The sequence below is a fragment of the Pseudomonas sp. MYb541 genome (assembly GCF_037479595.1).
Classification (GTDB): Bacteria; Pseudomonadota; Gammaproteobacteria; order Pseudomonadales; family Pseudomonadaceae; genus Aquipseudomonas; species Aquipseudomonas canadensis.
Map to the genome: position 1 here is coordinate 40,856 of NZ_JBBGYS010000024.1, position 21,515 is coordinate 62,370.

A 21,515-nucleotide genomic window follows, 5' to 3' on the forward strand; every position below is an offset into this window, starting at 1 on the left:
TCCTTGGGGAAAGGACACGTCATGTCGCGCACCACTACAAAAATACCTGCCAGTTCACCACGCATGCTGGCTTCGGCCATCGGCGTTGCCCTCAGCGCCAGCTCTGTCGCCCATCTGGCGCAGGCTGCCGAAGACACTGAACAAAAAGGCCAGCGCAACAGCATCTCCCTCGGCGCCACCAGCATTACTGGCGAAGAACAGGACAACACCTCCTACCAGGTCGAAAAAGCCTCGTCACAGAAATACACCGCGCCGCTGGTCGACACGCCGCGCTCGGTCACCGTGGTGCCGCAACAAGTGCTCAAGGACACCGCCGCCACCTCGCTGCAGGACGCCTTGCGCACCGTACCGGGCATCACGTTTGGCGCCGGCGAAGGTGGCAACCCCCAGGGCGACCGTCCGTTCATCCGTGGTTTTGACGCCCAAGGCGACACCTACCTGGACGGCGTGCGCGACACGGGCGGCCAGAGTCGCGAGATCTTTGACATCGAGTCGATCGAAGTCAGCAAAGGCCCGAACTCTTCGTTCGGCGGTCGTGGCTCTGCCGGTGGCAGCCTCAACCTGGTGAGCAAGACCCCACAAGCGCGGGACTTCACCAACGGCGGCTTCACCTACGGTTCCGATCAGACTCGCCGCTATGTACTCGACGTGAACCGTCAGTTCCTCGACGACAGCGCCGCGTTCCGCCTGAACCTGATGAGCCACGAACAGAACGTGGCCGGTCGCGATGCGGTGAATTACGACCGCTGGGGTGTCGCCCCGTCGCTGACGTTTGGCCTGGGCACCCCGACCCGCGTCAACCTCAGCTACTACCACCTGGAAAGCAACGACCTGCCGGACTCCGGGATTCCCTACGGTTACGGCTCGTCGACCGCGACGGCCCACGTGCATGACAAACCCAACGACGGCGGCGACAGCAACAACTTCTACGGCCTCAAGGATCGCGACTTCCGCAAGACCCGCGCCGATATCAGCACGTTCTCCATCGAGCACGACCTGAACGACACCATGACGCTTAAAAACACCCTGCGTCACGGCAGCACCGGGCAGGATTACATCCTGACGCAGCCGGACGACAGCAAATTCAACGTCAACCGGTTCGGCACCGTGTGGCGTCGCGCCAACAGCCGGGTCTCGACCACAACCACCACCACCAACCAGACGGACCTGTTCGGCAGCTTCCAGGCCCTGGGCTTCAAGCACAGCTACTCCACCGGCCTGGAATTCACCGGTGAAGAAACCCGCGTCAGCAGCTACACCATCAGCCCCAACGCCAACCCGATCTGCACCGTGGCCAAAGGCAGCCTGGGCGGCCAGTGCACCTCCCTGAGCAACCCGAACCCGGATGACGCCTGGACCGGCAGCATCGCGCGCAACTATTACGGCACCACCACCAAGGCCACCAGCCGTGGCGCCTATGTGTTCGACACCATTGAGCTGGACCCGAAATGGTTGCTGAACGTCGGCCTGCGCTACGACACCTTCGACACCGTTGCCAACACCGATTCCGCGACCGGCCGCAGCAAAATCAAAGAAGACAGCCAATTCTTCAACTGGCAGGCCGGCCTGGTCTGGAAGCCGGTGGAAAACGCCAGCATCTATGCTTCCTACGCCACGTCGGCGACGCCAGCCGGCGGCCTGGTCGGTGAAGGTTCGGACGGCAACCCTCTGTCTGCCGGTGCCGCCAGCAGCGACCTGCAGCCGGAAGAAACCGTCAACTACGAGCTGGGCACCAAGTGGGATCTGTTCCACGATCGCCTGTCCCTGACCGCTGCGGTGTTCCGTACCGAGAAGAAAAACACGCGCATCCTGGTCGATGCCCTGACCTATCAGAACGCCGGTGAGTCCCAAGTCGACGGCGTGGAATTGTCTGCCAGCGGCAAGATCACCGACCAATGGCAGGTGTTCGCCGGCTACAGCTACCTCGACAGCGAGTTGGTCAAATCCGGCCTGAACGGTCGCAACGGCGTGGTCAGCTCGGGTTCGAGCAAAGGCAATCAAATGCCCAACACGCCGAAGAACACCTTCAGCCTGTGGACCACCTACGACGTCACCTCCAAGCTCACCATCGGTGGCGGCGCGTTCTACGTCGACCAGGTTTATGGCGATGCGGGCAACACCGTTTATGTACCGTCCTATACCCGCTACGACGCCATGGCCAGTTACAAGCTGACCAAGAACGTCGACTTGCAATTGAACGTGCAAAACCTGACGGACAAGCTGTATTACGACAAAGCCTTCTCGACACACTTCGCCAACCAGGCGGCGGGTCGCACGGCGCTGTTGACCACCAACTTCCACTTCTAAGCAGCAACACCACGCAGCAAAAAGCCCCACGCATCGGATGCGTGGGGCTTTTGCGTGTCAAACAGAATGTTTCTCGACAAGCCACGGCATAATGCGCGCCGTGCCCTACATATCCGGATAGACGAGGCGGTCAGACGTGTTGAAGAAAACCCTGTTCCAGTTGCACTGGTTCTTCGGCATTACCGCCGGGCTGGTGCTGGCCTTGATGGGGATCACCGGGGCTGCGGTCTCGTTTCAGGATGAAATACTGCGGGCGCTCAACCCCAGCGTACTGACCGTGGAAAAACGCGAAGCCGGCGTCCTGCCGCCCGCCGAGCTGGTGCGCAAGTTGGAAGCCACCGAAGGCCAGACCGTGGCCATGCTGTTCGTGGAGAGCGAGAGCGGCAACGCCGCCCGCGTGTTCTTCACCCCGCCACCCGGTGAACGCCGTGGGCAGTTGCGCTATTTCGACCCCTACACCGGCGACTACATGGGCGACGTGGTCGGCCAGGAAGTTTTCGGCTTCCTGCTGCAATTTCACCGTTTCCTGGTGATGGGCGATACCGGGCGCAATATCACCGGCGCCTGCACACTGATCCTGGTGTTCTTCTGCCTGTCCGGTATGTACCTGCGCTGGCCGCGCCAAGTGGCGAGCTGGCGTGCCTGGCTGACCCTGGACTGGCGCAAAAAGGGCCGGGCCTTCAACTGGGACCTGCACTCGGTATTCGGCACCTGGTGCCTGCTGGCCTATCTGCTGTCGGCGCTGACCGGGCTGTATTGGTCCTACGACTGGTACAGTCAGGGCCTGACCAAGCTGCTGTCCGACGCCCCACAGAATGAACGGGTGCGCAAACGCGGCCCGGCCCCCGAAGGCCCGGCGCCCGTAGCCAATTACGATGCGATCTGGAGCAGCATCTACAGCAACGCCGGCCCAGGCTTGAGTGCTTACAACATCCGCATGCCGGCCGTCGCCGGGCAACCGGCCACCGTCTACTACCTGCTGGACGATTCGCCCCATGACCGCGCGCTAAACCAGATCAACCTGGACCCCGCGACCGGCGAGGTGAAATCCCATGACCGCTACGCCAGCAAGACCTTCGGCTCGCAACTGCTGACCAGCGTCTACGCGCTGCACACCGGCAGTTACTTCGGCCTGGCGGGGCGGATCATCCTCACGCTCAGCTCGGTGCTGATGCCGCTGTTCTTCATCACCGGCTGGCTGCTTTACCTGGACCGTCGTCGCAAGAAACGCCAGGTGCGTGATGCGCGTAAAGACCTCTCGGCCAACGCCAGCGATGCGCCAGCCTGGTTGATCGGCTTCGCCAGCCAGAGCGGTTTTGCCGAGCAGCTTGCGTGGCAAACAGCAGGCCAATTGCAGGCGGCGGGTTTGCCGGTGAAGGTGCAGTCCCTGGGCAGCGTCAGCCAGGAGGATCTGCGCCAGTCGGAAAATGCGCTGTTCGTGGTCAGCACCTTCGGCGACGGCGAAGCCCCCGACAGTGCGCGCGGTTTCGAGCGCAGTGTGCTCGGCCAAGACCTGCCCCTGAAGGGTTTGAACTACTCGGTCCTGGCCCTGGGCGACCGTCAATACGAACACTTCTGCGGCTTTGCACGCCGCCTGCACTTCTGGCTGACCAACCAGGGCGGCAACGCACTGTTTGCCCCGGTGGAAGTCGACAGCGGCGACACCACCGCCCTGCTGCACTGGCAACAACAACTGGGCCAGCTGACCGGCCACGCCCCGGCGGCCGCTTGGCCGACCGCCCAGTACGAAAACTGGACACTCGGCCAACGCTCCCTGCTCAACCGCGACAGCGCAGGCTCGGATGTTTATTTACTGGGTCTCACCTCGCCTTCACCGCAAAGCTGGCAGGCCGGCGACCTGGTGGAAGTACTGCCGCGCAACTGCCCCTGGGCCATCGAGCACTTCCTCGAAGGCCTGGGCCTGGCCGGCAGTGACGGCGTGCTGATCGACGGCATGGCGCACACCCTCGATCAAGCCCTGGCCACTCGCCAATTGCCGACGCATCGCGCCCACCTGGTCGGCCTGCATGCCCAGGCGCTGGTGGACGCGCTGGTACCGCTGGGCATGCGCGAATACTCCATCGCCTCGATTGCCAGCGATGGCGTACTCGAATTGATCGTGCGCCAGGAACGCCACCCCGACGGTAGCCTGGGTCTCGGTTCAGGCTGGCTCACCGAACATGCCGCCCTCGGCTCAAGCATCAGCCTGCGCCTACGCCGCAACAGTGGTTTCCATCTACCCGACGTACCCGTGCCACTGATCCTGCTGGGCAACGGCACCGGCCTGGCCGGCCTGCGCAGCTTGCTCAAGGCGCGCATTGCCGATGGCCAGCAGCGCAACTGGCTGCTGTTTGGTGAACGCAATATCAAGCATGACTTCCTCTGTCAGGACGAGCTGCAAGGCTGGCTGGCCAGCGGCGACCTGGCGTTGCTGGACCTGGCGTTTTCCCGCGACCAGGAGGAAAAAATCTACGTGCAGGATCGTCTGCGTGAATCGGCCGAGGTGCTGCGTAGATGGCTAAGCGACGGCGCGGCGATTTATGTGTGCGGGAGCTTGCAAGGGATGGCGGCTGGGGTGGACCAGGCGTTGGTGGACATACTTGGCAGTGAGGCGGTGGAACGTCTGATCGAGCAAGGTCGCTATCGCCGGGACGTCTACTGACTGGCAACTGTGGGAGCTGGCTTGCCTGCGATGACTGTAGTGAACTCACCACCGCTATCGCAGGCAAGCCAGCTCCCACAGTTTTTGATTGCGTTCCAAGTCAGGCTGGTTGGAGTTTTTGTTCAAAGACCGACACGCCATCCAGGTCCCGCAGAGTAACGGCCAACTCCGCCGTCTGCGCATCAATGTTCACCTCGCCAAAAAACTGAAACCCGGCAAACGGCGACGTGTTCTGCGCCGGCGGAGCCTTCTCGAACACCACCTCAGGCCCAAAGGTCTTATCCAACGGATTAGGCCCGAAACTCCCCGCATTCAACGGCCCGGCGACAAACTCCCAGAACGGCTCGAAATCCTGGAACGCCGCGCGATCCGGGTGATAGTGGTGCGCGGCGCAGTAGTGCACATCTGCCGTCAGCCACACGTGGTTGCGCACCTTCTGCGCCCTTAAAAAGCCCAGCAGTTCGGCAATTTCCAGCTCACGCCCTTGCGGTGCGCCTGGGTCATTATTGGCAATCGCTTCCCAACGCGGTACGCCAGGGCTCACTTCACCATCGGGTACACCCAGGCCAATCGGCATGTCAGCCGCGATGACTTTCCACTGCGCCTGCGAACCTTTGAGCTCACGCTTGAGCCAGTCCAATTGCTCGCGACCGAGGAAGGGTTTTTCACCGCCTAGGTTGTCATCGTTCGGTCCGCGATAGCTACGCATGTCCAGCACGAACACATCCAGCAGCGGACCATAACTGAGCTTGCGATAAATCCGCCCGCCGCTATCGGCGCTTTGCCGGCGCATGGGGGAGTACTCCAGCCAAGCCTGGCGCGCACGGCCCACCAAGGTGTTGATGTCCTTTGTCTGGTAACGCTCGTCCAGTTGCTTGCTCGGCGACCAGTTGTTCACCACTTCGTGGTCGTCCCATTGCCAGATCTGCGGCACTTCGGCGTTGAAGCGACGGACGTTTTCATCCATCAGGTTGTAGCGGTAATTGCCGCGATACTCATCCAGGGTTTCGGCAACCTTGCTCTTGGCTTCGGTGGTGATGTTGCGCCAGATGCGCCCGTTTTCGACCGTAAGCTGTGCCGGCACCGGACCGTCGGCGTAAATGGTGTCGCCGCTGTGGATAAAGAAATCCGGCAAGCGCAGGCGCATGGCTTCATAGATACGCATGCCGCCAATGTCCGGGTTGATGCCGAAGCCCTGGCCGACGGTGTCGCCGCTCCACACAAAACGGATATCGCGGCGCTGTTGCGGCACGCTGCGCAGGTGGCCGAACCAGGGTTCGCTGGCGATGCCGGTCTGAGCATCTTCGAAGTGCACGCGGTAGAAAATCGCCTGATCGGTGGGCAGCCCAGTGAGCTCGACGCGGGCGGTGAAGTCGGTGCGATTGTCGGCCAGGGGCGAGATGAACCGGCGCGGGTTGCTGAAGACGCTGCGGGTGTCCCACTCCACCACCATGCGGGCCGGGCGGTCGCTGCGGCTCCAGATCATGGCGCGATCACCGAGCAGGTCGCCGGACTGCACGCCGTCGGTGAGTTGCGGCCGGTCCTTGACCGAGGCGATCACCGCCGGGGCCAGGCCCGGCAATAACAGGCCGGCGCCGACGGCTTGCATCACGCGGCGGCGGCCAAGATCGAAGTGGCTCATGCTGGTGCCCTCTTGATTATCAAAAGGGCCACTTAAGCATGGGGTTATGACACCGGTGCGACAGTCAACTCAACAGCTTCCGGACGTTTGATCAGCGCATACACCAGGCCGGTCAGCAAGCTACCGGCAACAATCGCCAGCAGGTACAGCAGCGCATGGTTCATCGCATTCGGAATGACCAGCACCGCCAGTCCGCCATGGGGCGCCGCGAGTTTGCAACCAAAGTACATCGACAGTGCGCCAGCCAACGCGCCACCGGCGATACTGGCAGGGATCACGCGCAGCGGGTCTTTGGCCGCGAAGGGAATGGCGCCCTCGGAGATAAACACCATGCCGAGAATGATCGCCGCCTTGCCGGCCTCACGCTCCGTCTGGGCAAACTTGCGGCGTGCCAGGAAGGTAGCGATGCCCATGCCGATGGGCGGCACCATGCCCGCCGCCATCACCGCGGCTATCGGCGCGCCACTGTGCTCGGCAAGCATGCCGACGGAAAACGCATAGGCCGCCTTGTTGATCGGCCCACCGAGGTCGACGCACATCATGCCGCCCAGCAGCACACCCAGCAGCACGGCGTTGGTCGTGCCCATATTGTTGAGGAATCCCGTCAGGCTCACCAGCATGCGCGCCACCGGCGGCCCGACCAGATAGATCATCGCCAGGCCGGTGAACAGGCTCGCCAGCAATGGAATGATCAGGATCGGTTTGAGCGCATCCAGGCTTTGCGGCAATTTGACCGCGCGGGTGATCAGCTTGACGCAGTAACCGGCCAGGAAACCGGCGAATATCCCGCCAATGAAGCCTGCACCCAGGGTCGTCGCCAGCAACCCACCGATCATACCGGGGGCCAGAGCGGGACGATCGGCAATGGAGTAGGCGATGTAGCCTGCCAGCAGCGGCACCATCAACATGAAGGCCTGGTTACCCACTGTTTTCAACGCGGCAGCAAGGGTGCCTTGCTCTTCAAACGCCGTGATGCCGAACATATAGGACAAGGCAATCAACAACCCGCCCGCCACCACCATCGGCAACATGAACGACACACCGGTCAACAGGTGTTTGTACACGCCGGTCTTTTCTTGCTTGGCCACGGCACCGCTGGCCGCGCTTTCCACCGCACCTTCTACAAGGGCCTTGTTGAGGATGGCTTCGGGTTGCTTGAGGGCAATGCCGGTGCCGCAGCGGTAAATCTTTTTGCCGGCAAAGCGCTCGGTGGCGACTTCGATATCCGCCGCCAACAACACCACGTCGGCGTCGGCGATAGCCTGCGGGCTCAAGGGCGTGCGCGCACCGACCGAGCCTTGGGTCTCGACCTGCAAGTCGTAGCCCAGCCGCTTGGCCGTCTGCTGCAAGGCTTCGGCGGCCATAAAGGTGTGTGCCACGCCGGTTGGGCAAGCGGTGATGGCAACGATACGCGGTGCATTCTTGGCCGCCTGCTGCGTAGCAACGTACACCTGGGCTTCTTCGGCACCGCGGCGCAACACCGCGTCGACATCCGCCAGCGCCTGGGCCGGCGTGCTCTGGAACACGCGCTTGCCGACAAATCGCTGCATAGCCACCGGGGTGCTGCTGACCAGCAACACCCATTCGGCGTCGTCGATCGTGGCTTGGGACAACTGGCGTTCCGGGCGCTGCACATCCACCACTTCAACGCTGGTGCTCCAGCCCTGGCGCTGTGCGGCGGCGTCCAACAAGCGGGCGCACAGCACACTGGTGACCATGCCGTTCGGGCAGGCGGTAACAATGGCTAACTTCATCACAAACCCTCTTATTGTTCTGTCAGCGCGCGCACTTGGACGCCGCTTTCGAGGCGCGCCAACTGCGCGTGATCGCTGATGCCGAAACCGATCTGCGTCACCGCCATCGCGGCAATCGCCGTGGCTCGGCGCAAGGTTTGCTCCGGCGTATCACCCGTGAGCAGACCGTGGAGCATCCCGGCCAGTAGCGAGTCGCCGGCGCCGACGGTGCTGGCGACCGCGACCTTGGGCGGTGTGGCGTGCAGCGATGCGCCTGGGCTGTACCAGCTCACGCCGGCGGCACCGTCGGAAACCACCACGTGTTCCACACCTTGTTGATGCAATTGGCTGATGGCATCCGGGGCATTACCCAGTGCATCGGCCAGTTCTTCGGTATTGGGTTTGACCAGCCACGGCCCAGCTTTCAAACCGGCGCGCAGCGCTTCGCCGCTGGTGTCCAGGGCGACTTTCAAGCCCAGGCCCTTGATTTTCTCCAGCAAACCCTGGAACCACTGAGGGCTGATACCACGCGGCAAGCTGCCAGCCACCACCACCGCATCGAATTCAGGGCCGACGACGGCGATGAGTTTGAGCAGTGCGTTCTGCGCCTCTTCACTCACCAACGGCCCAGGCGCATTGATGTCGGTGACCCGGCCATCCTGCTCGGCAATCTTGATATTGCTGCGTGTTTCACCCGGCACGCGAATGAACGCATTGCCAAATCCACGGAGGGCAATCAGCGCGTCGAACGCCTGGGGGTTTTCTTCACCGAGAAACCCGCCCACGCTCACCTGATGGCCCAGATCGGCCAGCACCTGCGCCACATTCACACCCTTGCCGGCGGCATGGGTCAGCAGGGTTTCGCTGCGATTGACTTCACCCGGTTCCAGGCGCGCCAGGCGTACCGTCAGGTCCAACGCCGGGTTCAGCGTCAGGGTCAGAATCCTTGCCATCTACACGGCCTCCACTAGGGCTCGCACTTCGGCGGGCGAGCCCACCGCCAGTGCTTGTTGCGCCAGGCCCTGGGCCTCGCTCAGACTGAATTCGCGCACGCGCGCCTTCACTTCGGGAATGCTGCGAGCCGACACGCTCAGCTCATCAACGCCCAGGCCGATCAGCACCGGCACGGCCAACGGGTCCGCTGCCAGCTCGCCGCACACGCCGACCCATTTGCCATGGGCATGGGCGGCGCGCACGGTGATGTCGATCAGTTGCAGCACCGCCGGGTGCAGGCCATCGGCCTGGGCCGACAGGGTCGGGTGGCCACGGTCGATGGCCAGGGTGTACTGGGTCAGGTCGTTGGTGCCGACGCTGAAAAAGTCGACTTCCTTGGCCAAGACCGGCGCGAGCAATGCCGCCGACGGCACTTCGATCATGATGCCCAGTTGCAGGTCCGCCACCGGGATTTCCAGGCGCAGACGCTCGGTCATGTCGCGTGCGGCACGCCATTCGTCAACACTGCCGACCATGGGGAACATGATGCGCAGCGGGCGATTGTCCGCCGAACGCAGCAGCGCCCGCAGTTGCGCTTCCATGATCTGTGGGCGCTGCAAGGTGAGACGAATGCCGCGCACACCAAGGAATGGGTTTTCCTCTTGGGCGATCGGCCAGTACGGCAGCGGTTTGTCGCCGCCCACATCGAGGGTGCGCACCACCAGCGGACGACCGGCGAGGCCATCGAGAACGCGGCGGTATTCGGCTTCCTGGGTGGCCTCGTCCGGCGCTTGCGGGTGGGCCATGAAAATCAGTTCGGTGCGCAGCAAGCCAATGCCTTCGGCGCCCTGCTCCACCGCGCTGGCAACCCCGGCGCTTTCGCCGATGTTGGCGAACACTTCCACGGCATGCCCGTCGCGGGTCAGGGCCGGTTCATGGCGCTGCGCCGAGGCGGCTTGCAAGCGTTGTTCGCGGGTGTCGCGCTCGACCGTTGCGCGCTGCAGGGTAGCGGCGTCGGCGTCCACATGCAGGCGGCCGCGCTGGCCATCCAGCAACAACGGCGTACCGGCGGCCAGCAGCAACACCGTCGGACCGGCACCGACCAATGCCGGAATACCCAGCGCACGGGCGACAATGGCGCTGTGGGCCGTCGCGCCGCCACGGGCGGTAAGGATGCCGGCGACGCGCGCCGGGTCCAGTCGGGCCACATCGGACGGACCGACTTCGTCCATCACCAGAATGTAAGGTTCGCTCGGCTCCTGGGCGGTTTCGACGCCACACAGTTGCGCCAGCACGCGGCGACCGATGTCACGCAGGTCGGCGGCACGTTCGGCGAGCAAAGCATCCTGCAACGACTCCTGCTGCTTGGCGGCCGCCTCGATCACACTCATCCACGCCGCTTCAGCGCTTTCGCCTTGCTTGAGGCGGGTGTCGACTTCGTCGGTGAGTTCCGGGTCATCGAGCATTTCCTGGTGGGTGATGAAAATCTCGCGGATCGCCTTGGACGGGTTGCGTTCGATCAGGCCTTGGATATCACGACGCACATCACCCAAGGCGCTGTGCAGGCGCTGGCGCTCGATGGCCGAGGATTCGCCACGCAGTGGGTAATCGAAGACCTGCTGGACCTGGATGTGCGCTGGGCCGATGGCAATGCCCGGCGCGGCGGCGATGGCCTGGATCTGGCTGCCGGCCAAGGGTGCGCTGAGCACTGGCTCGACATCGACGACTTCAGGCTGGATATTCACCGTCGGCAGCGGCTCGACCTCTTCACCCAGGCCTTCTTCCACCGCCGCCAACAGCGCGGGCAACGCGTCGCCGGCAATGGTCGGCTCGGCGACAAACTCCAGCACCTGGCCGCGACGCGCACCGAGGCTCAGCAGTTTGCTCAGGCTTTTCACCGACACGGCGCCGACCGGGCCATCGACGATGCGCACACGGAGGTCGCCCTCAAAACTTTTCGCCAACTGCGCAAGGATCTTCGCCGGGCGCGCATGCAGGCCGTGGGCGTTGGCCAGGGTGATGCGCGCAGTGGGCCAATCTGGAGGCAACTCACCGCCGAGCACTTCAAGCACGGCGCGGCTGCTGGTGGCGCGGCCGAGTTCCTGGCCGCGACCTTCGATCAGCAAGGCACATAGGCGTTCGAGCAACGTCTGGTGGGCTTCGCCCAGGCTGGCCAGGCAGAACAGGCCGTTGAGCGGCTGACCGAGGTAACGCATGGGTTTGTCCGGGGTGACAAACGCCAGCCCAGGGCGCTTGACGGTCTGCTCGCTGTGCAACCACCACAGGCCATCGCCCAGGGGCAGCGCATCCACCTGCTGCAACACCGCGGCGAAACCATTGCTCACACAATCGGCCTGACGTAACAGGCGTGCGCCGCGCCATACCAGCTCTTCGAAATCGTCGGCGGACACGCTCAGGCTGATCATCTGCGCATCCAGCGCCAGTTCCTGCGGCGCACCTTGCAGCAGTTTCAACAGCGCTTCGGCGCTGCCGGCACGGCGCAGGGCCTGGCCCAGATCAGTTTCGCCGAGGGCGCGGGTGAGCAGTTGCAACAGGCGCAGGTGTTCGTCGGATTTGGCGGCGATGCCGATGGCCAGGTACACGATCTGGCCGTCGCCCCAGTCCACCCCTTCGGGGAACTGCAGCAGGCGCACACCGGTGGAGAACACCTGGTCACGGGTTTCGGGGGTGCCGTGGGGGATGGCGATACCTTGGCCAAGGAAGGTCGAGCCTTGGGCTTCACGGGCTTGCAAACCGCTGAGGTAACCCTCGGCGACCAGGCCGTCGGCCACCAGTTTTTCAGCGAGCAGGTGCAAGGCAGCAGATTTGTCCACGGCCACCTGGCCCATGGAAATCTGCTCTACAGTGAGCTCAAGCATGCCGTTCTCCTAGTTAGTGCGCTGGCGCACTAGGTATTGTTTTAAACAAACAGTGTAAAGGGTGTTCAAGAAATACTGACTGAGCAGTCAATTGGCAGTAGCCACTCCGTCGCGAACGTCGTAAAAATACGCTGGCTGAAACGTTTAATCTAGATCTTATGGAAGACTACGCGTTAATTGCGCATCCTTGAAGAACCACTCGGCGCTTGAGCCAGGACATTGGTCGTGTACAGGAATCGGTTACGATTGGAGAAAATGTCGGGGCAAGCTCCAGAAAACAAGGAAATCCCGGTTTGAAACTCAGTGATATCGCGCGTCTTGCCGGTGTGTCCGTGACCACCGCCAGCTACGTCATCAATGGCAAGGCTGAACAGCAACGCATCAGCAGTGCCACCGTCGAACGGGTGCGTGCCGTGGTCGAAGCCCATGGCTTTACCCCCAACCCCCAGGCCGCCGGGCTGCGCAGTCGGCACACGCGCACCTTGGGCTTTATCCTGCCCGACCTGGAAAACCCCAGCTATGCGCGCATCGCCAAGCTCCTGGAGCAAGGCGCACGGGCACGCGGTTATCAACTGCTGATCGCCAGCTCCGACGATGACGCCGACAGCGAACGCCAACTGCTGCAACTGTTCCGCGCCCGTCGTTGTGATGCGTTGTTTGTCGCCAGTTGCTTACCGGCCAGCGATGACAGTTACCGCGAGTTGCAGGCCAAGGGGCTGCCAGTGATCGCTATCGACCGGGTGATGGGCGCAGATCATTTCTGCTCGGTGGTCAGCGACGACCGCCAGGCGTGCCAGCAATTGACCAGCAGCCTGTTGCAACCCCTGCCCAAGCAGATCGTGCTGATCGGCGCTCGGCCCGAGCTAAGCATCAGCCAGGAACGTGCCGCCGGTTTCCGCGAGGCGCTGCACGGGTTCACCGGCGAAGTGATCGTCGAACACGGCGAAGCCTTCAGTCGCGACTGTGGCCGACAGTTGATGGAGCAACTTCTGCAGCAACTGGGGCATTTGCCTGACGCACTGGTGACTACGTCCTACGTGCTGCTGCAAGGCGTGTTCGACGCACTGCATGATTTCCCGCTCAAGTCACGGCCGCTGCGCTTGGGCACCTTTGGCGATACCCAGTTGCTGGATTTCCTGCCGCTGCCGGTCAACGCCATGGCCCAGCAACATCAACTGATCGCCGAGACCGCGCTGCGCCTGGCCCTGGCCGCGGTAGAAGACGAACAGTACCAACCCGGCGTGCATGCCATCGGCCGGACGTTCAAGCAACGCATTCGCGAGGCTTGAGCGTGGAGCTGATCGACACCCACACCCATTTGGACTTCCCGGATTTCGACAGCGATCGCCGGGAAGTCCTCGCCCACAGCCGAGCCTTGGGCGTGCAACGCATGGTGGTGTTGGGGGTGTATCAGCAGAATTGGCAGCGGTTATGGGATCTGGTGCAAGCGGATGAAGGCTTGTTCGCTGCCTTTGGCCTGCATCCGGTGTACCTCGATGACCATCGCCCCGCCGACCTGACGGAACTGGGCGACTGGCTGACTCGCCTGCACGGCCACCGGCAACTGTGCGCCGTGGGCGAAATCGGCCTGGATTACTTCCTCGAACAACTGGACCGCGAACGCCAGCAGAGCCTGTTTGAAGCGCAGCTGAAACTGGCGGTGGACTTCCAATTGCCGGCGTTGCTGCACGTGCGTCGCAGCCACGCCGCCGCCATCGCGACCCTCAAGCGCATTCGCCTGCCCCGTGGCGGCATCATCCATGCGTTCGCCGGTAGCCGCGAAGAAGCCCGTGAATACATCAAGCTCGGCTTCAAACTGGGATTGGGCGGCGCCGCCACCTGGCCTCAGGCCTTGCGCATGCACAAGGTGATCGCCCACCTGCCGTTGGATGCGGTAGTGCTGGAAACCGACTCACCGGATATGGCGCCCGCCATGTATCCCGGCCAACGCAACAGCCCCGAACACCTGCCGGCTATCTGCACAGCGCTTGCCGAACTGATGGATACCAGCCCTCTATTGCTGGCTGAGGCGAGCACACGCAATGCGTGCGAGCTGTTCAATTGGTAGCGCGGGCGTGACCAACTGCAGATTCAACGTCATGCGCTGGCGGTAACGTGTGTATCGCAACACCAGGAAATGCACGAGCAACACCACCAGCGAGATGTTGAATTGGCCGATCACACTCATCAGCCCCACCCACTCTGCCACCAGTGCCACGATCATTACCGTGCAGGTCAACACCACCATGCTCGGAGGCACCAGTGCCCAATGATCCAGAGACCTGAATTGACGCAACTGGCGAGGGCAGTTCAACTGCAAGATCCACTGACAGTAAGGACAATCGAACGGTTCTTCGATGGCGATGGCATTCAGTTGCCAAGGCTTGAGATTAAAAGTGATATCACAGTGAGCGCAGTGCCCCTTGATGCCGATTACAGCGTTCATCGCTGTGCCTCCTTAGGACATTAAATCGAATGAAACAATTTTCACTCATTCAAACCCCCTGAAAAGAGACGCAGCGATATCAGGACAAGCACCACGCCAGCAAACGACAAATCCTACATTCCGAACTCACACACGAAACGCACCGATCAACTGTTTCAGCTCAATCACCTGCAGCGACAACTGTCGACTCGCCGCTTCGGTCTGATGCGCGCCTTCGGCGGCATGCTCACCAGCTCGATTGATTGCAACGATGTTCTGGTCGATATCGTGGGCGACGGCGGTTTGTTGCTCCACCGCGGCGGCAATCTGCTGATTCTGAGCGACGATCATCCCAACGGCACCGAGGATATTTTCCAGGGCTTGCTGGACTTTTTCCGACTGTTCCACGGTGCCACTGGCCATTTCATGGCTGCTGCCCATGGCCTTCACGGCCGCCGCTACGCCGCTGTGCAAGCGGCTGATCATCTGTTCGATTTCTTCGGTGGAATGCTGGGTGCGTCGCGCCAGGGTGCGCACCTCATCGGCCACCACCGCAAACCCACGCCCTTGCTCGCCGGCGCGCGCGGCTTCGATGGCTGCGTTAAGGGCCAGCAGGTTGGTTTGCTCGGCAATGCTTTTGATCACTTCCAGCACGCTGCTGATGGACTGGCTGTCGGTGGCCAGTTGGTTGATCACCCGCACCGACTGATCGATTTCCGTGGCGAGCCGCGCAATGCTGCCCTGCTGAGACTGCACCAGGCCACGGCCGCTGACGGTTTCGGCGTTCACGCTGTGGGCACTGCTGACCGCCGCTGCCGCGCTTCGCGCGACCTCCTGGGCGGTGGACGACATCTGGTTCATCGCGGTCGCGACCTGCTCGATCTGCGTACGTTGCCCGGAAACCGCCTGATTGCTCCGGGCCGAGACCGTCTCCACCTGCCCGGCCTGCAACTCGACCTGGCTGACGGTGTGTCCGACGCGCTCGATCAAGTCATGGATCTTCGCCACGGTGCCGTTGAACACCTGGCCCAGGTCACCCAGCTCATCGCGGCTATGCGCAACAAAGGTGACGGTCATGTCACCGGCCGCGACCTTATCCATCATCGCGCCCAGACGGCTTAACGTGGTACGCGTTGAGGCGTAGAAGCCTGCATACAAGTAGAAAATCAACAGGAACACCGCGCTCAGGGCCACGACCAACACCACCATGTGCGTGCGGTTCTGTGCCAGGCGTTGTTCCAACTGCTGTCCGAGAAAGGTCAGCGTGGCGTCATCCAACTGGTAGGTCTGGGCCATCAACCGGCTGACCCCGTCGTAGAAATCCTGCCAGGGCGCGTCGAGGGTTTCGGCCATCACCACCTGTTCTTCGAATAACTCGCTGCCTTGCTTGAGGCTGGCGTTGCTGGTGTTGGCCAGGCTGTCGAGGGCCGCATGCGCGGCTTTGCTGGCGCCCAAGGCATCCTGCAACTTCAGGCCATATTCGGCCTGGAGTTTTTCCAATTGCTGCAACAGTTCGTCAAAGCGTGTGCTGGACGACGAATTGAGAAAGCCTTGGCCCAGAGAATAAGCGCCCATTGCCCGGCCTTCGCCCAATGTCTGGGTGACCTGCGGGGTCACGCTGGTGATCAGCTCACTAAGTTGGCGCAGATCGCTTTGCGAATCGCGGCTTAAGCCGGATTGGCTGGCGATGATCTGGCTGAGCATCTGAGCCTTGTTGAGCAATTTGCCGATCAGCGCACTTTTGCTCAGCAGCGACGTTTCCTGCTGCTGGGCCTTGAAGGCGGCGATCAACTCGTCGCGCTTGGCGTCAAACGCGGCAATCTGCTCGGGCTCGGTCGTCATGGCGTTGAGGCTTTGCAGGCGACTCAACACGCTTTGTTCCAACGCGCTGATCTTGCCCTCAAGGTCGCCCGCCTTACCGGACTGGCCTAGCGTGGCGTTGATCTGCACCTGGTTGTTGAGGGTTTCCAGATCACGGCGCAGGGCCAGGCTGCTCCCAAGCAAGTCGAGGCTTTGCAGCTCCACGCGTGTTCCCTGGAATTCACGCCACGAATCACGCACCAGGTAATAGTTGGTCGCCAGCATCGGCAGCAGGAACAACACGCTGATCAAGCTGAACTTCATGCCGAAGCTCAGGCGATTCATCAGCGCGACGGCGGGATAGAGCAAGCTCTTCACAGGTGAACTCCCTTTCTTTTATTTTTATTGAGGCGCAGGGCGGCAGTTAGCCAGCATCTGTATAGCTCAATTTGAAAGGGAGTTTTGTAACTTAAGGTTAATGAGTTGAGGCGTTAGGGCAGCACCGTCCAGATCGCAAACCCGGCATACCACAGCACCGCTGCGCGCAGCAGCAGTTCCCACAGCCGGTCCAGGCTGTTGATACCATCGGGACCGACCGCCGGTGGTGGGATTTCGGCAGCGACCAGGCCGACTTTCTCCACTAGTTGGGCAGCGCTGATGTCCCAACTCAGCAGTTCGTGCAGCATCACACGGCCAACCGCGACGAAGTTGCCCACCAGGGCAAAACTGGCCGCTAGCAGACGCACCGGCAGCCAGTCAAATGCGTGGCGCAGTTGCCCGGCCCGCTCAGCCACCAAAGGGTTCTTGCTGTGTTCACTGGCCAGTGCGAGCAGGCGATAAGCCAGCGCGGCAACCGGGCCCAACAGGAAGTACCAGAAAATCACCGCGAAAAAGCTCTGGTAGGCCTGCCACAACAGATGGCCCTGGACGCGTTCGAGCAGTTGTTCGCCACTGTCGGCGCTCAGGTTCAGGTCACGCTCGGCCACATGCTCGGCGGCTTGCAGATCGCCACGTCGCCAGGCATCGCGGAAGGGGCCGAGTCCGGCGAGCAGATCACCACGGCCCAGGCTGTAGATCACCACCAGCAGGTGCACCGGCAGTGCCAACAGCCCGTAAGCCACCGGCTCCAACACCAGCAGCAGCAACGCCAACAATGCCACCGGCAACAACACCAGCAATGCCAGGATCAGCCAGGGCTGCTTGCCCATGCGCGGGCTCGATTCCAGCTTGGCCAGTTCACGCAGCCAACCGCCATCACGCTGCAACCGCTGGCGCAGGGCCGAGAACTTCTCGATCCATACGGCCAACACCAACACCAGGAAACTCATCGTGCGTGTCCTCCATCCTGCAGGGCGCTGCGAAAGCGCGTCCAATCAAAAGCCGGGCCGGGATCGGTCTTGCGACCCGGAGCGATATCGCTGTGACCACAAATACGCTGGGGCGTAATGCCGGGGTAAGCCGCCAGCAACTGGCGGGTCAGATTGGTCAATGACACATATTGAGCGTCAGTGAACGGCTGGTCATCCGTCCCTTCAAGCTCCACCCCCAGGGAAAAGTCATTGCAGGTTTCCCGACCCTCGAATTGCGAGATCCCGGCATGCCAGGCCCGGTCGAGACAGGACACAAACTGCGTCACCGCACCATCCCGCTCAATCAGAAAATGCGCAGACACCCGTAGGTCGGCGATCCCTGCAAAGTAGGGATGTTCCGTGACATCCAGGCGGTTCTGGAAGAATTCCTGCACTTTGCCGGTGGCGAACTGCGCCGGTGGCAGGCTGATGTTATGCACCACCAACAGTGAGATCTCGCCGGCGGGGCGCTCGTTGAAGTTGGGCGAAGGGCAATGACGGATGCCCTCGCACCAACCGCTGATGGGGTCCAACTGCATACCGGTTCCTTGAACGAGACAACGTATGACCAGTATGCCGCGTTCGACCCTCCGGTTGCGATCACTTGCCGCGATTGAGTTGACGCAACTTGCCCACCACGGCGGTCAACGCTCGCTCGAACAACGGGCCGTCCTCCAGGGTATGCAGCGCCCCACCCTTGAACGCCAACGCCAGTTGGCCCGCGCTTTTCTCCAACACCTTGAGTCCTGTGCGACTGGTGAAGATATAGGTGTCGGCCTGCGGCATGATCGCCGTCAGCCGGCAGCGCAGCGTAGTGGCTTCGTCTTCCTCGAATACCACCCAGCTACCCACCTTGAGTTGTCGCGCTTTCAGCAGGTCGGGGTCGTTGTCCGGCAGGCCGTGGACCGGATCGATTGACGCCGAGGTCAACACAAAGGGTTCAAGCACTTCGATCCACTCGTCGACACCCTCAGCTGCCTGGACATGCAGGGCCTGCAAACGCACGAAGAATTCGCGGGTGCTGAAGGGGTCGAACGCGGCACTGGTCAATCCGTCACGCAAGGCCTTGAGCAAGCCCGGCAGTTGCTCCAGCAAATGACGCCCGGCTTCGGTGTCTTGTTGCAGGCCGACGCTCCAGACCAGTTCGTCCATGGTGCGCAGCCCCGCCTGCCACTGCACCGACTGCTCGCCATGCTTGAGGCTGGCCAGCAACAGTACCTGGCTCCAGGCCTGCTGCAGGAACTGTACGACCGGACGCGGCAGGGTCTTGCCCAACAACCGCTTGTTCAGCACATCGGCCACGCGCTGGCGGGCCGCTTCAGTGCGCACGCGCCCGGCTTCGGCATCGCGGGTGTGTTGTTCAAGCAAGTCGCTGCGCCGCCGCTCATCCGCGGTAAACGCACTGAACTCAGCGAGTAACTGGGAAAAAATCGTCGGGTCTTCGACAAACTCGTTAAGCAAGCGCTGCACCACCTGTTCAATGCGCAGGTACAGATGGTCGCGCTGGCCGCCGCCCATGCCAGCCGCCGCAATTTCATTGAGCAGGCGCCGCGCCGGGTGGCTGGTGCGACTGAAGAGGCTCTTGTCCAGCACCGCCACTTTCAGCATCGGAATCTGCAGGCGACCGATCAAGGCCTTGAAGGCATCGGGCACAGCGCGGTCGTTGAGGATGAACTCAAACAGCAGCGCGATCAGGTTGATCACATCTTCGTCCGCATCCTCCACCACACGCGATTTACCACTCTTGACGCTGACGCGAGTGAGCAACTGCTCAAGCTGGTTGCGCAGGTCAAAATCATCCTCGACCTCAGGCTCCGGCACGTACTGCTGCAAATGGGAGAGCAAGCGCAGCAGGTCACGGGTGGCAATAGGCAAGGTTTCGGCGCTGGCTTCAAGCGTCGGCGCCACGCTACCGCGGACCGCGGTGAGCAACGGCTGGAGCGCGGCGAAGGCTTCCTGGCCATTTTCGTCGACAGGCGGCAAGGTTTCCTCGCGCGCAAGTTCACGGGACTCAGGCGCCTCGATCCGACGAGACGGTACGGCCTTCAGCTCAGGCAAAACACCCGTCGCGACCAGCAATTGATTGGCTTCACCGTACAGTTGGTCGGCGTCACTGAGCACGTACTTTTCAAACAACTTGAGCATGATCAGTTTGACGCGAATCTCCACGCCCAGGCTGCGCCCCGCCCGCAGGAAGAACTCACACAGCAGTGCAGGCCCCAGTGGGTTTTCACAATCATCCAGGCGATTGCCGAGCAACGCGCTCAAGCGCGCCGTGAGTTGCGCCAAGGCCAAGCCATCACGGTGCCGCACCCGACCCAGCATGGCTTCAAGCGCAACGGCTTTTTCCAGGTCATCCTTGGATGAACCTGGTGCTGCGTCGTAGGAAACCACCGGCACCAACTGCAATTCCCCTCGCCCTGCCTGACCCAGGCTGGCGAAGGCTTCAAACAGGCGCTCCATGAACACACGCTCGAAATTCTTGCGCTTGAGGCGCAGGTCGCGCATGGCCTCGAAGAAAATATGGTGATCCAGGTTGTTACGCGCCTTGTCGGCCATTTCGAACAAGGTGTCGTCGGCGTTATCGAACAAGTCCTGCAGCCCTTGCTGCAACTGTTGCGCCGCCTTGTCGCGGACCTGCAGTAACACCACCGGCAGTCGGGCGAGCGGCGATGGCGTGGCGGGCGCCTTGTTGAAGGGCACCACCTTTCCGTCATTGTGCATCCTGGCCTCCTGAAACGGCGGTATTGGTCTGAACGTCAAAGCTATGACGCCAATTGCAAGGCGCGAGATTATCTTGCAAATGAGGGGGGTTGCGCCAGCAAACTCTGCCTTTGCGCGGTAAATGAGTGGTGAGCCTGGGTTCGAACGCGCACTGCCCCTATAATCGGGGCACTTTGTCTGTGGAGCCTGTTATGCCGAATCTCCGTCTTGCCGACCTCACCGCCGAAATCGAAGCCAACGTGCGCCGCGCACTGCTGGAAGACATCGGCAGCGGCGACATTACTGCGCAATTGATACCGGCCGAACGGCTGGCCACGGCCACCATCATTACCCGTGACACGGCTGTTATCGCCGGTACGGCCTGGGTGGATGCGGTGTTCCGCCAGTTGGACCCACGGGTCGCGGTGCATTGGCAGGTGGCCGACGGTGAACGCGTCAGCCCCAACCAAGTGCTGTTCCACCTTGAAGGCCCCGCACGCTCGCTGCTGAGCGGCGAACGCTGTGCGTTGAATTTCCTGCAACTGCTGTCCGGGGTCGCTACTCGCGCGCAATTCCTGGCGGATTTTGTCGCCAGTACCCAGGTCAAGCTGCTGGACACCCGCAAAACCTTGCCGGGGCTGCGCCTGGCGCAGAAGTACGCCGTGACCTGCGGCGGATGCCACAACCACCGTATCGGTTTGTATGACGCGTTCCTGATCAAGGAAAACCATATCGCTGCCTGTGGCGGCATTGCTCAGGCGATCACCGCCGCCCACAAGATCGCGCCCGGCAAGCCGGTGGAAATCGAAGTGGAAAGCCTGGATGAACTGCGCGAAGCCCTGGCGGCGGGCGCGGACATCATCATGCTCGATGAGCTGAGCCTGGACGATATGCGTGAAGCCGTGCGCCTGAACGGCGGCAAGGCGAAGCTGGAGGCCAGCGGCGGGATCAATGAAAGCACCCTGCTGCCCATCGCTGAGACCGGGGTGGATTACATCTCGATTGGTGCGATGACCAAGGATGTGAAGGCGGTGGATCTGTCGATGCGCCTGAGCATCTAAACCGTTGCAAGCAGTAGTGAG

Annotated in this window: 14 protein-coding genes and 1 pseudogene; 5 read left to right on the forward strand and 10 right to left on the reverse strand. The window is 62.1% G+C overall.

Going from position 1 to position 21,515, the window contains the following annotated elements; all coding sequences use genetic code 11:
- Positions 1-21 precede the first annotated feature (21 nt).
- Together WH299_RS16300 and WH299_RS16305 are read left to right on the forward strand one after the other, a co-directional pair.
- Positions 22-2,307, forward strand: a complete 2,286-nt coding sequence (locus WH299_RS16300; RefSeq protein ID WP_339550784.1) for a TonB-dependent receptor — start codon at positions 22-24, stop codon at positions 2,305-2,307.
- 136 nt (positions 2,308-2,443) lie between these two features.
- Positions 2,444-4,969: a sulfite reductase flavoprotein subunit alpha gene (locus WH299_RS16305; RefSeq protein WP_339550785.1), complete on the forward strand. Its 2,526-nt coding sequence runs from the start codon at positions 2,444-2,446 to the stop codon at positions 4,967-4,969.
- Positions 4,970-5,069: 100 nt separating this feature from the next.
- Here the strand turns inward: WH299_RS16305 and WH299_RS16310 are convergent, their stop codons facing one another.
- The 4 genes from WH299_RS16310 to ptsP are packed head-to-tail and all read right to left on the reverse strand — an operon-like array spanning position 5,070 to position 12,156.
- A complete protein-coding gene (locus tag WH299_RS16310) occupies positions 5,070-6,611 on the reverse strand; it encodes an alkaline phosphatase D family protein (protein ID WP_126570442.1) in 1,542 nt (513 codons plus the stop codon).
- 44 nt (positions 6,612-6,655) lie between these two features.
- Positions 6,656-8,365, reverse strand: coding sequence for a PTS fructose-like transporter subunit IIB (locus WH299_RS16315; protein WP_122723704.1), 1,710 nt, complete (start codon positions 8,363-8,365; stop codon positions 6,656-6,658).
- Between the two features lie 11 nt (positions 8,366-8,376).
- On the reverse strand, positions 8,377-9,297 hold the full coding sequence (gene pfkB / locus WH299_RS16320) for a 1-phosphofructokinase (RefSeq protein WP_339550786.1): 921 nt from the start codon (positions 9,295-9,297) through the stop codon (positions 8,377-8,379).
- Positions 9,298-12,156: a phosphoenolpyruvate--protein phosphotransferase gene (gene ptsP / locus WH299_RS16325; protein ID WP_339550787.1), complete on the reverse strand. Its 2,859-nt coding sequence runs from the start codon at positions 12,154-12,156 to the stop codon at positions 9,298-9,300. It lies immediately after the preceding gene.
- Between the two features lie 293 nt (positions 12,157-12,449).
- Here ptsP and cra point away from each other — a divergent pair, with 293 nt between their 5' ends.
- Together cra and WH299_RS16335 are read left to right on the forward strand one after the other, a co-directional pair.
- Positions 12,450-13,445 carry a catabolite repressor/activator gene (gene cra / locus WH299_RS16330; RefSeq protein WP_122723701.1) on the forward strand — a complete coding sequence of 332 codons (996 nt, stop codon included), beginning with the start codon at positions 12,450-12,452 and terminating at the stop codon, positions 13,443-13,445.
- Between the two features lie 2 nt (positions 13,446-13,447).
- Complete coding sequence (locus WH299_RS16335; RefSeq protein WP_126570446.1) at positions 13,448-14,224, forward strand: TatD family hydrolase; 777 nt, start codon at positions 13,448-13,450, stop codon at positions 14,222-14,224.
- Here WH299_RS16335 and WH299_RS16340 read toward each other — a convergent pair.
- The 6 genes and pseudogenes from WH299_RS16340 to WH299_RS16360 form a co-directional block, all read right to left on the reverse strand.
- Positions 14,171-14,602 (reverse strand): hypothetical protein, encoded by a 432-nt coding sequence (locus tag WH299_RS16340; RefSeq protein WP_122723699.1) that lies wholly within the window; start codon positions 14,600-14,602, stop codon positions 14,171-14,173. The genes WH299_RS16335 and WH299_RS16340 overlap by 54 nt on opposite strands.
- 126 nt (positions 14,603-14,728) lie before the next feature.
- On the reverse strand, positions 14,729-15,658 hold the full coding sequence (locus tag WH299_RS29680) for a methyl-accepting chemotaxis protein (RefSeq protein WP_445262712.1): 930 nt from the start codon (positions 15,656-15,658) through the stop codon (positions 14,729-14,731).
- Positions 15,635-16,726 (reverse strand): annotated as a pseudogene (locus WH299_RS29685) (methyl-accepting chemotaxis protein); the annotation flags it as partial. The gene WH299_RS29680 and the pseudogene WH299_RS29685, both read right to left, overlap by 24 nt.
- A gap of 146 nt (positions 16,727-16,872) precedes the next feature.
- The gene (gene ampE / locus WH299_RS16350) at positions 16,873-17,709 is read right to left on the reverse strand and encodes a regulatory signaling modulator protein AmpE (RefSeq protein WP_028618802.1); all 837 of its coding nucleotides are present in this window, start codon (positions 17,707-17,709) and stop codon (positions 16,873-16,875) included.
- Positions 17,706-18,269 (reverse strand): 1,6-anhydro-N-acetylmuramyl-L-alanine amidase AmpD, encoded by a 564-nt coding sequence (gene ampD / locus WH299_RS16355; protein WP_122723697.1) that lies wholly within the window; start codon positions 18,267-18,269, stop codon positions 17,706-17,708. Before ampD ends, ampE begins: the two co-directional genes overlap by 4 nt.
- A 61-nt stretch (positions 18,270-18,330) precedes the next feature.
- A complete protein-coding gene (locus WH299_RS16360; RefSeq protein ID WP_339550790.1) occupies positions 18,331-20,454 on the reverse strand; it encodes a DUF1631 domain-containing protein in 2,124 nt (707 codons plus the stop codon).
- A gap of 191 nt (positions 20,455-20,645) precedes the next feature.
- On the opposite strand from WH299_RS16360, the gene nadC reads away from it, so the two are divergent.
- Entirely contained in the window at positions 20,646-21,494 is an 849-nt protein-coding gene (gene nadC, locus WH299_RS16365; protein ID WP_028618799.1) for a carboxylating nicotinate-nucleotide diphosphorylase, read from the forward strand.
- Positions 21,495-21,515 lie beyond the last annotated feature (21 nt).